The 15402-nt window shown below is 68.8% G+C and carries 11 protein-coding genes and 1 riboswitch; of the genes, 5 read left to right on the top strand and 6 right to left on the bottom strand.

Annotation, left to right across the window (positions count from 1 at the left end):
• Positions 1-12: 12 nt before the first annotated feature.
• Positions 13-1581: an FAD-dependent oxidoreductase gene (locus ACWIE7_RS08385; protein WP_454069025.1), complete on the top strand. Its 1569-nt coding sequence runs from the start codon at positions 13-15 to the stop codon at positions 1579-1581.
• On the opposite strand, the gene ACWIE7_RS08380 is transcribed toward ACWIE7_RS08385, so the two are convergent.
• The 5 genes from ACWIE7_RS08380 to ctaE all read right to left on the bottom strand — a co-directional run bounded on the left by ACWIE7_RS08380 (position 1571) and on the right by ctaE (position 8587).
• On the bottom strand, positions 1571-4138 hold the full coding sequence (locus ACWIE7_RS08380) for an AAA family ATPase (protein WP_454069024.1): 2568 nt from the start codon (positions 4136-4138) through the stop codon (positions 1571-1573). The two genes, ACWIE7_RS08385 and ACWIE7_RS08380, sit on opposite strands and share 11 nt — an antisense overlap.
• 90 nt (positions 4139-4228) lie before the next feature.
• On the bottom strand, positions 4229-5851 hold the full coding sequence (qcrB, locus tag ACWIE7_RS08375) for a cytochrome bc1 complex cytochrome b subunit (protein ID WP_452099461.1): 1623 nt from the start codon (positions 5849-5851) through the stop codon (positions 4229-4231).
• Positions 5848-7038, bottom strand: a complete 1191-nt coding sequence (gene qcrA, locus ACWIE7_RS08370) for a cytochrome bc1 complex Rieske iron-sulfur subunit (RefSeq protein ID WP_230929477.1) — start codon at positions 7036-7038, stop codon at positions 5848-5850. The genes qcrB and qcrA overlap by 4 nt, the downstream gene beginning before the upstream one ends.
• The gene (gene qcrC, locus ACWIE7_RS08365; RefSeq protein ID WP_230929476.1) at positions 7035-7919 is read right to left on the bottom strand and encodes a cytochrome bc1 complex diheme cytochrome c subunit; all 885 of its coding nucleotides are present in this window, start codon (positions 7917-7919) and stop codon (positions 7035-7037) included. Before qcrC ends, qcrA begins: the two co-directional genes overlap by 4 nt.
• 56 nt (positions 7920-7975) lie before the next feature.
• A complete protein-coding gene (ctaE, locus tag ACWIE7_RS08360; RefSeq protein ID WP_454069023.1) occupies positions 7976-8587 on the bottom strand; it encodes an aa3-type cytochrome oxidase subunit III in 612 nt (203 codons plus the stop codon).
• 292 nt (positions 8588-8879) lie between these two features.
• Between ctaE and trpD the strand changes: the two genes are divergently transcribed.
• The gene (gene trpD / locus ACWIE7_RS08355; RefSeq protein ID WP_454069022.1) at positions 8880-9941 is read left to right on the top strand and encodes an anthranilate phosphoribosyltransferase; all 1062 of its coding nucleotides are present in this window, start codon (positions 8880-8882) and stop codon (positions 9939-9941) included.
• Between the two features lie 50 nt (positions 9942-9991).
• Here the strand turns inward: trpD and ACWIE7_RS08350 are convergent, their stop codons facing one another.
• Entirely contained in the window at positions 9992-11641 is a 1650-nt protein-coding gene (locus tag ACWIE7_RS08350; RefSeq protein WP_452099464.1) for a DEDD exonuclease domain-containing protein, read from the bottom strand.
• Between the two features lie 464 nt (positions 11642-12105).
• Positions 12106-12257: riboswitch (cyclic di-AMP (ydaO/yuaA leader) on the top strand.
• A 12-nt stretch (positions 12258-12269) separates the two neighbouring features.
• Between ACWIE7_RS08350 and ACWIE7_RS08345 the strand changes: the two genes are divergently transcribed.
• The 3 genes from ACWIE7_RS08345 (at position 12270) to ACWIE7_RS08335 (ending at position 15370) form a co-directional block, all read left to right on the top strand.
• The gene (locus ACWIE7_RS08345) at positions 12270-12875 is read left to right on the top strand and encodes a C40 family peptidase (protein WP_452099465.1); all 606 of its coding nucleotides are present in this window, start codon (positions 12270-12272) and stop codon (positions 12873-12875) included.
• A 167-nt stretch (positions 12876-13042) separates the two neighbouring features.
• A complete protein-coding gene (locus tag ACWIE7_RS08340; RefSeq protein ID WP_454069021.1) occupies positions 13043-14182 on the top strand; it encodes an NlpC/P60 family protein in 1140 nt (379 codons plus the stop codon).
• A gap of 54 nt (positions 14183-14236) precedes the next feature.
• On the top strand, positions 14237-15370 hold the full coding sequence (locus ACWIE7_RS08335; RefSeq protein WP_454057084.1) for a glycosyltransferase family 4 protein: 1134 nt from the start codon (positions 14237-14239) through the stop codon (positions 15368-15370).
• Positions 15371-15402: the final 32 nt, after the last annotated feature.

Genomic DNA, 15402 nt, shown 5'->3' with positions numbered 1-15402 from the left:
AAGGAACATACCGTGACAGTTCAGGACGGAACATTCGACGCGGAATACGACGTGGTGGTCGTGGGGTCGGGTGTGGCGGCGTTGTTCGGCGCCGCGGCCGCGGCCTCCCGCGGATTGTCCACGTGCCTCGTCGAGAAGACCGACCGGTTCGGTGGGACGTCGGCGTACTCGGGCGGGGCCGTGTGGCTTCCCGGCAATCCGGTCCTGGCCCGCGACGGACTCGAGGACTCCGTCGAGCGTGGGCGGACGTACTTCAGGGCCGTGGTGGGCGATCGCACGGATCAGCAGGTGCAGGACGCCTTCCTGAGCACCGGCCCGGCGGTCGTGGAGTTCCTGCAGGACGAGCTCGGGATCCCGATGCGGTTCCAGGCGTTCCCGGACTACTTCGACGCCCCGGGCCGCCAGGAGGCGGGCCGGAGCATCTACCCGAAGCCGATCAAGGGGGTCGAGGTCGGGGCCAGGGTCTCGGATGTCCGATCGGCGGTGCCCGTGGACCAGTTCGCCGCCGACGAGGACACCACCCGTCTCGAGGGCGGCCGTGCGTGGGTGGCCCGCCTCGTGCTGGCAATGGATGCGATGGACAACGCCGAGTTGCGGCTCTCGAGCGCCGCCCGCGAACTGATCCGCGACGCCGACGGACGCGTGATCGGGGTGGCGGTGGACGAGAACGGAGAGCGTCGGGCGCTGGGAGCCCGGCGCGGGGTGCTCGTCGCGGCCGGCGGCTTCGAGCGATCCGCCGAGCTCCGTGAGCGGCTGCAGCAGATGCCCACCGCGGACTGGTCCTCGTCGCACCCCGACACCGGATCCGGGGACGCGGTCCGCATGTTCGAGGCTGTCGGCGCACGGCTCGACCTGCTCGACCAGTCGTGGTGGTGCCCGGCGACCCTGTTCCCCAACGGGCACGCGGCCTTCACCCTGGGATTCCGTTCCGGACTCATCGTCGACGGCACCGGTCGTCGGTTCGCCAACGAACTGCTGCCGTACGACCAGATGGGACGTCAGATGCGCGCCCGGATGGCAGACGGGGCCGGCGACGACTTCTGGTTCGTCTTCGACGACGCGGAAGCCGGAGGCTTCCCGGCGATCTGTATCCCGGCACCGGGCGCGGACGATCTTCGCGCGGCCGGTCTCTGGCACACCGCCGGGAGCGTGGAGGAGCTCGCCCGGGCCACGGGTCTTGATCCTGCAGCCCTGCGCGCGAGCGTCGACCGCTTCAACGAGTTCGCCGAGCGGGGGGAGGACGCGGACTTCCGCCGTGGCGAGGACCCCTATGGTCGCTTCTTCGTGGGCGCCTCGACCGCGCAGGAGTGCCTGCGCCCGGTGGGCGGCGACCGCCTGCACGCGGTCCGGCTGGTGCTGGGCGACCTGGGAACGAAGGGCGGCGCGGTGATCGACGTCAACGGCGCGGTCCTCGACACCGAGGGTCAGCCCATCGCGGGCCTGTACGCGGCCGGTAACTCCTCCGCGTCCGTCTCCGGCGAGGCCTACCCCGGGCCCGGCGTGCCGCTCGGGTCGGGCATGGCGATGGCGTTCCGCGCGGTCGCGGACATGGTGGGTGAGCCGCTCCCCGTCACGCTCTAGCCGACCCCGGCCCGCGGGCCCAGGTCAGGAACTCCGCTGCCGACAGGATGGGTTTCTCCCATTTCTGTGCATTGCGGGCCTTCGTCGACTGGGTCCCGGGCTCCGCCACGACCAGGACGTCGCAGCGGGCCCTGGTGACGTTCGCGACCGGCTCGAGACCTCCCCGGGTCGCCAAACTCTCCATCTCCTCGCGAGAGAGGAGAACGCCGTCGTGGTCGAGCGCGCTGCCGGTGAAGCACACCCGCGTCCCCGGGCTGAGCACCGACTCCGCCTCGGCCTCCGCCGCCGCGCTCAGCCCGCTCGTCACGTCGGCGCCGAGCACCCCGGCAACGGTCTGCAGTCGTGACCACAGTTCGGCGGTGACGGTCACCCGCTCCGCCGCGTGGCGAATCTGCTCTGCCACCAGAGTCCGGGCGCCTTTACGGAGCTCGCGGTCTCCGGCCGTGAGGCCCACAGCGCCGTGGTTGTCGTCGTCGTCCTCATCGTGGTCGCCCCCGCGCACGCTTTCGGTGCGGGGCCCGCCGGCCCCCGCACCGCCTGCCGCCCATCCTCGTCCTGACAGGTCCAACAGGGACGCGCCCACGTCGGCGCTGACCGTCAACATCGCCGACAGTTGGGGGAGCACCTCCGAGGTCGGCGTGGTGATCCCGACATCGCGGCTGAGCAGGTACCCGAGCTCCGTCTCTTCCACGAGATCGGCGTCGAACGTCCCGGAGGTGCCGTCGTCAGGCCACAGACGGCCATGTGCCGCGAGCGTCGCCCGCGCGCGGGTGAGGGCCGACGCCGCACGTGTCCGAGTCTGCTCGGCCGGCGTCAGCAGGTGCGGGGGCACGTCGACCCCCAGGGGCGTCGGGGACGCGCTGCCGAGCCGCCGGAGCTCGAACTCCACCTCGCCGAGCGTCCGGTCGGCGCCCACCGCGACGGGCGTGTGGCCGTCGAGCAGCGGGGCGAGCACCGTCCACGCCTCGAGGAGCGTGGGTGCGAGCAATACGTCCGAGACGGTGATGCCGTACTCCGTGCGTGCCCGGGCCATATCCCGCTGCGGGTTGAGGAGGGTGGTGACCGCGGTGCCGTCCGGGAACGCGACCGCCAGCTCGACCGGCCGTGGGCGCGCCCAGGGACTTTCGTCGCCGACGGTGAGGGTGGCGATCGCGCAGTATCGGCGCGGCGGGGCGTCGGTGTCGGGGGAGCGCAGGAAGCGGGTGATCCGCCGGTCGGTCTTGAGGTCCCGCGCCTGCACCGGACGGGTGAGGACCAGACCGTCGAGCGTGCGGCACCGGCTCAGGGCCACGTAGAGCTGGCCGGCGGCGAAGGTACCCCCGCTGAGGTCCACGACCAGTTTGTCGAGCGTCTGCCCCTGACTCTTGTGGATGGTGATCGCCCACGCGAGCGCGAACGGGTACTGGGTGTAGGTGCCGACCACCTCGTGTCGCATGGCGGCGCCGGAGGCGACGGGGCGGGTGACGTCCCAGGTGTGCAGCGCGACCTCGGCGACGTCCCCGCCGGTGAACCGGACGACGACGACGGGACCGCGCTCGTCCCGATCACCACGTCGACCGAACGTCACGTCGAGAACGCGGCCGATCGAACCGTTGACCCACCGGTCGGCCGGGTCGTTGGTCAACATCATGATCTGTGCGCCGATCTTGAAGCTGAGCGTCCTGGCCGTCGGGGGTTCGAAGTCGGACATATCGCCGGTGCTGGTGGCCTCCATCGCCAGCTCGGCACCCGGTAGGCGCTCCAGTCGTCGGCGGTTGCGCGCCGTGGCCATCCGGTTGGTGGTGGTCAACGTCAGCCAGAACTCGTCATCCGGAGGTTCGAAGTCCGGGTCCGTGCGCGCATTCAACCTCGCCCGGGCGTGGCCGACGAGGCTTCCCTCACGTATCGAGTTGAGGATGGTGGCGAGTGTGGGGTCCCCGGACTGTCGGAAGACGTGGGTGAGGTCGACGGTGGGGAAGTGGTCGCGGCTGAAGTGCGCGGCGGAGAAGAAGTACGGGGTCTCGTAGACGGTCGTGAAGGTCGACTTCTCGTTGTCCGGGACCACGGGCGGGAGTTGGAAGAGGTCTCCCACCAGGACCACCTGGACGCCGCCGAACGGCAGTGTCGGATCGGGGCCGAACCGTTCGAGGGCCACGGAGATCATGTCGAACACGTCAGCGCGGATCATGGACGCCTCGTCGAGGACGAGCGTGCGCACGCGGGACAGGGCTGTGGCGAAGCGGCCGGGCCGGTACGCGGGACCGCGGACGTGTTCCACGGTGTGGCTCGGATGGAAGCCGAAGAGCCGATGGATCGTATAGCCGCCGACGTTGAGTGCGGCGATACCGGTGGGTGCCGCGACCAGGGTGGGGTGGTCGGTTTCGGCGAGGAAGTGCCGGATGAGCGTCGACTTTCCGGTCCCGGCCTTGCCGGTGAGGAAGAGGTCGTGGCCGCCGTGGAGGAGCTGGAGGGCATGGCGGATTTCGTCGGTGAGGATGATCCCGGCCCCGGCCCCGGCCCCGGCCCCGGCCCCGGCCTCGGCCCCGACCCGGGCGCGGTCTCGCTCGTGCGACGTCATTGTTCTCCTGTGCGCGGGGATCGGTTGCTCAAAGACCGCGGGCCGGATCTCCGTGTGGAGATCCGGCCCGCGGTCGGGTACTACAGGGGATCAGTGCTCGTCATTGCGACGGGCACGGTTCTCCTCCTGCAGCGTGTTGAGCATCCGGTACTCACGCTCGTGCTTGTCATGCGACGAACCCTCGAGCAGCTCGGCCTCGTCGGCCGGGTCGGCGGACAGGCCACCGAACGGGGGACGCCCGGCGACTCCCAGCTGGTTCATCTTGGAGGGCACCTTGGCACCCGCGTACTCGAGCGGGATCGCGTGCCCGTGCTCGTCGACCTCGCCGAGCGGCTGGTGGACCTCGATGAACTCACCCTGCGGCATCCGCATGATGATGCCGGTCTCGATGCCGTGCTCGAGCACCTCACGGTCCGCACGCTGCAGACCCAGGCACAGACGGTAGGTGGCGAAGTACACCAAGGGCGGCAGCAGGATCAGCCCGATACGACCGGCCCACGTGGTGGCGTTCAACGAGATGTTGAAGTGGTACGCGATGAGGTCGTTCGCGCCCATCAGCACGAGGATCACGTAAAACGTGATGGCCATCATGCCGGCGGCGGTGCGGACCGGGACGTCGCGCGGACGCTGCAGCAGGTTGTGGTGAGCCGTGTCGCCCGAGAACTTGGACTCGATCCACGGGTAGACGAACATCAGGGCGACCATGGCGCCGAGCATCACGGCCACCCAGGTGGTGGCGGTGACCGTGTACGGGCCGAGGTAGAGCTCCCAGGCCGGCATCACACGTGCACCGCCCTCTGTCCAGAGCATGTACCAGTCAGGTTGGGAGCCCGCCGAGATGTGCGCCGGATTGTATGGCCCGAGGTTCCATATCGCGTTGATGGTGAACAAGCCCGAGAAGAGCATGATCACACCGAGCGTGATCGCACCGAACGCGATCGACTTCACCGCGAAGACCGGGAGGATACGCACGCCGACGACGTTGTTCTCGGTGCGACCCGGCCCGGGGAACTGCGTGTGCTTCTGGTACCAGACCAGCGCGAGGTGCGCGGCGATCAGGGCCAGGATGATGGCCGGGATGATCAACACGTGCAGGACATAGAAGCGCGGGATCATGAGCTCGCCGGGGAAGTCCCCGCCGAAGATCATCCAGTGCATCCAGGTGCCGATCACCGGCAGGCCGACGATGATGGCGGAGGTGATCCGGAGGCCGGTGCCGGAGAGGAGCTCGTCCGGCAGACCGTAGCCGAGGAAGCCCTCGACGATGCCCAGGAGCAGCAGCACACAACCGATGATCCAGTTGGCCTCACGCGGGCGGCGGAACGCCCCGGTGAAGAAGATTCGGATCATGTGGACGACCATCGAGGCGACGAACAGCAGCGCCGCCCAGTGGTGGATCTGCCGCACGAAGAGACCGCCGCGCACCTCGAACGAGATGTTCAGTGCGGTCTCGTACGCCCGGGACATCTCGATGCCGTTCAGCGGCGCGTAGGCACCCTGGTAGATCACCTTCGACATGGACGGATCGAAGAACAGGGTGAGATAGACACCCGAGATCAGCAGGATGATGAAGCTGTACAGGGCGATCTCGCCCAGGAGGAAGGACCAGTGCGTCGGGAAGACCTTGTTGATCTGCCGGCGCATGCCCTGGGCCATGGTGTACCGCGAGTCGAGATTGTCTCCGACTGTGGCGAGTTTGGTGTTGTTGCTCATGAACGACGCTCCCAGAAGGCAGGTCCGACCGGCTCGATGAAGTCACCGTTGGCGACGAGGTAGCCCTCGTTGTCCACGGCGATGGGCAGCTGCGGAAGCGCACGCGCGGCGGGGCCGAAGACCGGCTTGGCGTACTCGAGCGCATCGAACTGCGACTGGTGACACGGGCAGAGAAAACGGTGGGTCTGCTGCTCGTACAGCGAGGTGGGGCACCCGAGGTGGGTACAGATCTTCGAGAAGGCGTACAGGTCGCCGTAGTTGAAGTTCTCCTGGCCCTTGCGCTTGATCACGCGAGCGGCGTCCTCCGGGCGGAAGCGGATCAGCATGACCGCGTTGCGGGTGCCGTGGATCGAGTGCATGTCCTCGGTGAAGTTGCCGATCGCGCTCGCGGGGAGCGGGAACACGGACTCGAGGGCTCCGGTCGAGAGATCGTCGATGTGGATCCGCTCGAGCCGGCCCTGTCCGGCGGGCGGGTGGCCGTCCGGGAAGACCTTGGCGGTGTCACGACCGAGGTAGACCTTCTCCGGAGGCAGACCGTCGGGACGGGTGTCCGAGGCGAGCGTCCAGCCCGTGGTGTGGAGCGTGCCGTCGCCGGCGACAGTCATCGGGCCGCGCTTCCACGGGTTCTTGATCATGCCGCCGAGCGGCAGGATCGCGGAGAGGCCGATGAGACCGACGCTCGCACCGAGGAACCCGCCCATGACCTTGCGGCGACCCAGGGTGGAGGACTTCCACGAGTCATTGAGCTCGGCGACGATCGTCCGCCGGTCGACATCGGACGACGGGCCGTCGTGGCGCGTCTGGACCGAGATCTCCTCGGGAACGAACTTCTTGGTGAACTGCACCGCGCCGAAGCCCAGGAACAGGATCGACAGACCGATCGTGAGGCCGAGAAGCGGCGTGTACGCCATGTACAGCGCGTGGCCGGCCTCTCCTTCACCCTTGTGCTCCCAGGGCCAGAAAATGTACACGGCGGCGAAGGCCAGGCCGAAGAGGGCGGACAGGGCGAACCAGATAGTGACGGTCCGTGCGGCGCGCTTCTCGGCGCGGGTCTCGACACCCTCGGGCCAGCGGGCCTCGCGGAACTTGACGTCGACCTCGTCGAGCTCGGTACCGAGCCGGACGAGCTCCTCATCGCTCATCCGGTCCAGGTCCGCGGGGGACGGGTTCTTGGGGGTCTCACTCATGAACGGGATCCGATCCACAGGGTCGCACCGATGAGGGCGACGATGCCGACAAGCCACATGGCCACACCTTCGGTGACGGGGCCGAGGCCACCCAGGCCATAGCCGCCGGGGGAGACCTTGGAGTCAGCGTTCTTGATGTAGGCGATGATGTCCTGCTTCTCGTCCGGCGTCAGCTGGCGATCCGAGAACTTGGGCATGTTCTGCGGGCCGGTGAGCATGGCCTGGTAGATCTCCTGCTCGTTGGCAGGATCGAGAATCGGGGCGTACTTGCCCGCGGACAGGGCACCACCGCGACCGGTGAAGTTGTGGCAGGACGCGCAGTTCAGGCGGAACAGCTCGCCACCGCGGGCCAGCTCCTCGGCGCGGCTCTCCCCGGAGACGCCGCGCAGGCTCTCCTGGGCGATGGTGCCGTCGGGGTTGGTGATGATGCCCGGTCCGCCGCCGTACTGGTCGACGTAGGCGGCCAGGGCGACGATCTGGTGCTCGCTGTAGCGCGGCTTCTTGCGCTCGGCCTGGGCCTCGTTGTCCGCTGCCGGCATGCGACCGGAGTGCACCTGGAAGTAGACCGAACCCGCGCCGACGCCTACGAGCGAGGGGCCACGGTCCTCCACGCCCTGCAGGTTCTGCCCGTGGCAGGTGATGCAGGCGACGTCGTAGATCGACTTACCCTCGGCGATGAGCGCGGCCTGATCCTGCTGCGCGGTGGCCACCTGCGGCTCCGGGACCACGGCGGTCGCGATGGCTCCCGCGCCGAGCAGACCGGCGGCGATGACGAGCGCGCCGGTCGCCTTGCGGCGCCGCTTGGTGGAAGCAGTCCGCGTGGTGGCCGGCGCCGGTTCAGGCGCCGGCGAGTCCGCAGCGGATGGGTGAGGTGAGTTCATTGTGAGTTCCCTTTGGTGTTGGGACCTGCTGGACACAGCGTCCTGCGGCCAGCTGACTACTGAATGAAGTAGATGGTGACGAAGAGGCCGATCCAGACGACGTCGACGAAGTGCCAGTAGTACGACACGACGATCGCCGCGGTGGCCTGCGCCGGGGTGAAGCGCGACATCGTCGTACGCATCACGAGTACGACGAAGGCGACCACGCCGGCCGCCACGTGGAGTCCGTGGAATCCGGTGGTGATGAAGAAGACCGACCCGTAGACACTCGAGGAGATGGTGACGCCCTCGAGGTACAGGTACAGGTATTCGTAGGACTGGCCCAGCAGGAAGACCGTCCCCATGGCCGCCGAGATCACGTACCACCGGCGTAGGCCGAAGACGTCGCCCTGCTCTGCCGCGAAGACACCCATCTGACAGGTGAACGACGACGCCACGAGGATGACGGTGATCGTCACGGCGAAGGGCACGTTGAGGTGCACCGGATAGGAGGGCCAGTCACCTCCCGAGTTCGCCTTGGAGACGAAGTACATCGCGAACAGGCCCGCGAAGAACATCAGCTCCTGGGACAGCCAGATGATGGTGCCCACACTGACCATGTTCGGCCGATTCAGCGAATGAACACGCTGGGCCATGGCCGATCCTGAGTTATCTACTGCGCTCGTCACGTGGCCAAGTATGACCCCTGAGGTGGGTGGAGTCTGCATGGACCCCCGAAATCGGCGTGTCCGCTCAGTGTTTCCGCAGGTCGTTTTCGAAACTTACTGGAAGCACCCCGGAAATCGTCCCCCTTGCAGGGGCTATCAGGGCACTCTCAGGCGTGCCTCCGGAACCTGCGTTCCGGTCTCATCCAGGGTGGGCGGTCGGCCCCGTCGGGCTGTGCGGTGGCACGATTGACGGCGAATGGTCGGCGTTGTCGAAGGCGTCGTGCGATCCGGTATTCGGAGGAGGTCGGTACACGTGGGCAGTTCGGCGACGTTCGACGGGGGGCACTCGTGGTCCGCGGTGCTCGGCACCCTGACCAGCGGTGAGGACCTCGATCCTGCCGCCGCCGGCTGGGCGATGGCCCGGATCATGGAGGGCGTCGCCTCCGACGCGCAGATCGGGGCATTCGGGGTCGCGCTCAAGATGAAGGGCGTGACGGGCCCGGAACTCGACGCGCTGTCCGCGACGATGCTCGATTACTCCCGCCGGGTACCCACCTCCCGCCCGTGTGTCGACATCGTGGGCACCGGCGGGGACCGTCAGGGGACGGTCAACATCTCCACCATGTCGTCGCTCGTGGTGAGCGCCTGCGGGGTACCGGTGGTCAAGCACGGCAACCGGGCCGCGTCGTCGAAGAGCGGCGGGGCCGACGTGCTGGAGGCGCTGGGGGTGGCGATCGACCTGGGGCCCGACGAGGTCGCCCGGTGCCTGGATGAGGTGGGGATCGCCTTCTGCTTCGCCCCCGTCTTCCATCCCGCCCTGCGCTTCGCGGCCGCGCCGCGCAAGGAGATCGGCATACCGACGGTGTTCAACATCCTCGGGCCGCTCACGAACCCGGCGTCCCCGATCGCGAATCTCATCGGGTGCGCGTTCGAGAATCTCATGCCGGTTATGGCCGAGGTGTTCGCGCGTCGGGAAAAGTCGGCCCTGGTCGTCCGCGGATCCGACGGGCTCGACGAGATCACCATGACCGGGGCGACACGCGTGTTGCGTGTCGCGGGCGGGCATGTCGACGAGGATTCAATCCAGCCCGGGGATTTCGGCATGCAGACCTGCTCGATCGAGGAGTTGCGGGGCGGCGACGGCGAGCACAATGCGGGTGTTGCCCGCGATCTGCTCGCGGGCGTGAGAGGCCCGGTCCGTGATGCCGTGCTCCTGAACTCCGCGGCAGCCCTGGTGGCCTTCGACGGGCTGGACAGGGACGCGGACCTGGTGAGCGCCATGCGTTCTGCAGTGGATCGGGCGGCGGCGGCGATCGACGACGGCTCGGCGGCTCGGCTACTCGACACGTGGGCCCGGGTCAGTAGGGTTCGCTGACGCCGCTCTCCTGGGTGGGGGACCCGCGGCTGGCCCGTCCCTCGGGTGTGCTAACGCCCGCCGTTCGTCTCCGCGTGTTCCGACGCCGCGCGTTCGGCGCGCGAGGCCCAGTCGCTCACGGTGTGCGCGCCGTTCACGGGGAGTTGCCACGAGCCGGCGACGGACACGATGCGTGTGGGTGCGGAATCTATCCATCGGTGGACATTCCGCACCTGGTCCAGGGTCGCACCACCCAGCGGCCCGGGCCCGGGCCGCACTGACGTCGCCGCCGTGCGTAGCGCGTCGATGACCGGCATCGGCGAGGCGCCGGTGGGTACCGCTCCCGAGCCCGCGAGACGGCCGTGACGGATCACCGCCACCTCCCACCTCCCGCGGCCCGCTCTCTGGGCCAGGACCAGCTCGGTCAGGCCCGCGGTGGCAGCGAGTTCCTGGAGCCGGGTGAGGACACGGATGAGCATGGCGGTCCGGTCCCGTAGCCGGGCCGCGCGTTCGAAGCCGCCTTCCGCGGCGATGTCGTCCACTCTCGCCGTCAACGTCCGCAGGGGCCCGGAATCCTCTCCGGTCACCAGTGCGATCCAGTTCTGCGGTGTCGGTTCGGCCCCGAAGCCCATGACGAGGTCTTCCCATGCTGATCGCGCGTCCTCGGCTCGCCGGAACGGCCCCAACGCCAGATGGTCCTCCGGGATTCGGCTCACCCGTCCCTTCGTGCCCCGCCCGCGTGGTGGGGCGAGCCACCAGCCGCGCCGGGGAGCGCGGGACCGGCGGTTGAAGGGCGGTTGGAGCGAGTCGATCAACTGCTCTTCGACGCTCCATGCCTCGAGCAGGTGGGAGCACTCCACAGCCTCGACGGATTCCGCGAGTCCGACCATCGTTCGCATCCGCCCCCGGGTGTCACCGCCGGAGAAGTAGGAACGCGCTCGCCGCCGGACATCGACGGACGAGCCCACGTAGAGGGGGACGCCCTCACCGTCGCGGAAGACGTAGGCGCCGGAGCCGGTGGGCAGTGAGTCGGTGAGCGAGGCCCGACGACGGACCTCGGGGGACAATCGCCCGTCGTAGGAACGGAGCTCCGACAGCGTGGAGACCCCGCAGTCGCCCACCCTGGAGATGAGCGCGTGGAGGACGTCCACGGTCGCCCTGGCGTCCTGAAGGGCGCGGTGGTTCGGCTCGACGGCCGATCCGAGGTGCGCTGCGAGTGTCCCCAACCGGTGCCCCCGCGTCTCCCCGCTGTGCAGGATGCGGCGGGCGAGCGTGAGGGTGCACAGAGACAAGGGCTCGGGCCACTCGTTTCCTGTGGCGGATGCCGCTGCGCGAAGGAACCCGAGATCGAACCTGGCGTTGTGTGCCACCAGGACAGCTCCCCGGGAAAACTCGAGGAACGTCGCCATGACCTCGCCGAGCCGTGGCGCGTCGACGAGATCGCCGGGCAGGATCCCGGTGAGTCGGCTGATATGCGTGGGGAGGGGGCTGTCGATCGCGACGAAGGTGGACAGCTCCGCCTGTACTTCGCCGCCGCGTACCCGTACCGCGCCGACCTCGGTGATCTCATCGGTACCGGCTCGCGTGCCCGTCGTCTCCAGGTCGACGACGACGAAGGTGATCTCCGACAGCAGTGGTTCGAGCTCATCGAACGACGTCTGCACCCCCGGCGAGGTGGTCGACGGCGCCGATGCCGTCGGTGGAGAGATCGGTCGGGACATGCCGCAGACCGTAGCGTTCCGGTCCGACACTGCTGGCGCCCCGGCCGCTCGTCGAGGGGATGTCGTACCTGCTGTCTATGGTCCGGCCTGTCGGTCATCACGACACGCGGATCGCGGGTCGGTAACGGACGGGCAACGCGCCCGGGACGGAGTGTGAGATAGATCATGTTTTCATTGGACTGTGGACGATGCCCTGCGGCGGATCGCGGTTGCTCCGGATGTATCGTGGAGTTCCTGTGGTCGGAAAGCCCCCAGGTAGACGCCCTTTCTGCGGAGTCCTGCGGGTATGTTCTCGCCCCTGATGTCCGGTCTGCGATCGAGGTGCTGCGGGATGTCGGAATGGTCTCTTCCGTCGAGATCCTGGCTGCATTTCCCGCCGCATAGGCGATGGGCTGGACTTCGGCGAGACGTTTTCGTAACCTTTTCGAGACCTCGGAAGTCATCACCCGCCCACCGGTGGGGGGCCGAGGTCAACACCTAAGCACCGTCACGGTGCGCCGGGGAACCAAGAACTACTGGGGTGAATCGCCCGAGGGCCTCGAAGGTCCGAGAGTGTAGGACAGACTTCCGTGTCCGAACCCGTCAGCTAACCCGGTCGGTGTCGCAGGAAGAAAGAGGAAAGACTCTCGTGGGAGCCCACAGCATCAAGACCAGTTCGACCGGCCGTCGTGTGGCCGCAGCCGGACTGCTCGCCGCCGGAGCGGCCGTCGCCGGATCCGGTACCGCCGCCGCCGCACCCGTGACAGTCGACGTTCCCGTCGAGCTTCGTCTGCCGGGTGTGCCTTCTCAGGTCACCGTTGATCTGCCCGAGGGGATCGCCCTCCCCGCCGGTCTTCAGCAGGCCGCCGCGCCCGTGGAGGAGTTCGCAGCTCCCGCGCCGCAGGTCAGCACCGGCCAGAAGATCCTCGACGCGGCCTCGACCCGCGTCGGTTCCCCCTACGTCTGGGGCGCGACCGGGCCGGATTCCTTCGACTGCTCGGGCCTGACCTCGTGGGCGTACCAGCAGGCCGGGATCTCCATTCCGCGCACCAGCCAGGCCCAGGTCGGTGGCGGCACCCAGGTCTCCAAGGCCGATCTGCAGCCGGGTGACATCGTCGCCTTCTACAGTGGCGCCAGCCACGTGGGCATCTACGCCGGTAACGGCCAGGTCGTTCACGCACCGTACTCCGGCACCTCGGTCAGCTACGCCCCGCTGGACTCCATGCCGTTCTACGGCGCGACCCGCTACTACTGATCGGGTCCCCCGCACTTCGCAGACCCCGCTGATCCTGGTGAGGAACCAGGACCAGCGGGGTCTTGTCGTCTGTAACATTCGTTTCCGGACACCCGATGCCACCCTTGACGTCCGTGATCGCGGACGGATCCGGCATCCCACCGATTCGAGAGTTCGACCCACATCAGATGACTCGCAGTCTCATCGCGGCCGTCGGCGCGGCGACCGTGGCACTTTCGCTCACCTTCGGGGCTGTCGCGTCCGCGCAGCCGGCGCTTCCCGCCCCGCGGGTTCCTGCTGATGCCGTTCCCTCCGACGAGCCGGGGGGTGGGGACGATCAACTGGCCGGCGAGGCCGAGACCGACGATTCTCCGATGGCAGGAGGGAGCCGAGGCCTCGCGGACGCCGGGGAGGACCTCGCGGAGCTGTCGCGCTTGTCGGAAGAGGCCGGAGCGCTGGGCGAGGAACTCCACCTGGCCCGCGCGGAACTGGAGCGCTCGGTCGCCGATCGGGACCGCCTGGAACGTGCGGCGGGTGTCGCGGCGGCGGCCGCGGCGGCCGCGGACGGGACCGCTCGCCGGGACCAGTCACTCGTCGACCACCTGGCGGCGATGAGATATCGCGGCGGCGACACCGGCGCGACCCGTGCTGCCGTTCTCGCCGAGAGCCCGCGGGACCTGGTCCACCGACTCGATGCGCTCAGCCGTCTCTCCGGCGCCACCACCACGGCCCTGGACGCGTCCAGGGCCGCCTCTGTCGATGCCGCGAGGCTCCGGGAGGAGGCGACGGGGGCTGCTGATGCGGCGAGGGCCGTCGCAGAGGACACGCGGAAGAGGATGGAAGAGCTCGACCGGCGCTCGGATGAGATGCGGGCCCGGATGGACGAGGTCCGGCGGCGGGTCGACGCCCTGTCTGATTCCCAGCGCGCGCTGTGGATCGGCGGGCCGATGGTCCCGGAGGGTTACGTCGCCCCTCCGGTCGACGGGATCAACTCCGCTGCACTCCGGACCGCTCTGACCCGGCTGGGGTCTCCGTACTCCTGGGGCGCCACCGGGCCGTCGGAGTTCGACTGTTCCGGGCTCATGGTGTGGTCGTACGCCCGGGAGGGCAAGACGCTGCCTCGCTCGAGTCAGGCGCAGGCCGCAGCCGGGGCGCCGGTCGCACCGGCGGACATGCAGCCGGGTGACCTGGTGATCTACTACCCGGGCGCCACGCACGTCGGAATGTACGCCGGTGACGGACTGGTTCTCCACGCGCCGACCTACGGGGTCCCCGTCAAGCTCGAGAAGGTCGACGCGATGCCGATCAGCGGCATCCGCCGGTACTGAGAGAACGGCAGGTCGGGCGGGTGTCCGGCCTCCCGTGTGGCAGGCTCGGAGTCGATGACGAAGACCCTGCTGATCACCAACGACTACCCGCCGAGGCCCGGGGGCATCCAGTCGTACCTCGAGACGTATCTGGAACACCTCGACCCTGACGACGTCGCGGTGTTGGCGTCGACCTTCCGCGGTGACGAATCCACCCGATACGACGAGTCGAAGCCGTATCTGGTGGAGCGGGTGCCGACGGAGATGCTGCTGCCGACGCCGGATCTGGCCGGTCGGGCCCGCCGCCTGGCCGAGGACTTCGGCGCCAGCACCATCTGGTTCGGCGCGGCCGCCCCACTGGCCGCGATGGCCCCGGTACTGAGGGCCGGGCCGGTGAACCGCATCGTGGCCAGCACCCACGGGCACGAGGTGGGATGGTCGATGCTGCCCGGCTCTCGGCAGGTACTCCGGGTGATCGGCGACTCCACGGACGCCGTGACCTACGTCAGCGACTACACCCGCCGCCGGTTCGCGTCCGCATTCGGGCCGAGGGCCAGGTTGGTGCACCAGCCCGGAGGGGTCGACACGGACCGGTTCCGTCCGAGCCCGTCGGCCCGGAAGGCGATCCGTCAGCGCTATGGGGTGGCCGATCGTGACGTAATTGTGTGCTTGTCCCGTCTCGTGCCGCGAAAAGGCCAGGACATGCTGATCAGGGCCCTGCCGGAGATCGCCCGACGGGTGCCGGGGGCGGTGCTCGTCGTAGTCGGGGGAGGCCCGTACCGGCGAACACTCGAAGGCCTGGCGCGGCGTCACGGCGTCACCGACCGCGTGATCTTCACCGGTCGCATCCCCGCCGAGGAGATCGTCGACCACCACCGCATGGCGGACGTCTTCGCCATGCCCTGCCGCACGCGCGGTGGCGGGCTGGACGTGGAGGGCCTGGGGATCGTCTATCTGGAGGCCTCCGCGTGCGGCGTGCCCGTGGTGGCCGGCCGGAGCGGGGGAGCGCCGGAAACCGTCCAGAACGGCCGTACCGGGTCGGTCGTGGACGGTACCTCCGTCGCCGAGATCGTCGATTCGGTGGCCGGGATCCTCGAGGACAGGCCCCGGGCGTCCGCGATGGGGATGCGGGGGCGCAACTGGGCGCTGGATCGCTGGCGCTGGCAGGACTTGGCCAGAGACATGGAACGCGTGCTCTCGGGGGACTGACCCGGGAGCACGCGTTCCGTGCGGGCGCCGTA

It is taken from the genome of Dietzia sp. NPDC055343 (assembly GCF_053645265.1).
The sequence above is the reverse complement of the archived record's forward strand: the minus strand, read 5'-3'. Positions and strand labels throughout refer to the sequence as shown.

Excerpts from the sequence above, each read along its gene's own strand:
- ACWIE7_RS08335 (WP_454057084.1), top strand. The coding sequence starts at position 14,237 with ATGACGAAGACCCTGCTGATCACCAACGACTACCCGCCGAGGCCCGGG.
- qcrA (WP_230929477.1), bottom strand. The coding sequence starts at position 7,038 with ATGAGTGAGACCCCCAAGAACCCGTCCCCCGCGGACCTGGACCGGATG.
- ACWIE7_RS08340 (WP_454069021.1), top strand. The coding sequence starts at position 13,043 with ATGACTCGCAGTCTCATCGCGGCCGTCGGCGCGGCGACCGTGGCACTT.
- qcrC (WP_230929476.1), bottom strand. The coding sequence starts at position 7,919 with ATGAACTCACCTCACCCATCCGCTGCGGACTCGCCGGCGCCTGAACCG.
- ACWIE7_RS08380 (WP_454069024.1), bottom strand. The coding sequence starts at position 4,138 with ATGACGTCGCACGAGCGAGACCGCGCCCGGGTCGGGGCCGAGGCCGGG.
- ACWIE7_RS08350 (WP_452099464.1), bottom strand. The coding sequence starts at position 11,641 with ATGTCCCGACCGATCTCTCCACCGACGGCATCGGCGCCGTCGACCACC.
- qcrB (WP_452099461.1), bottom strand. The coding sequence starts at position 5,851 with ATGAGCAACAACACCAAACTCGCCACAGTCGGAGACAATCTCGACTCG.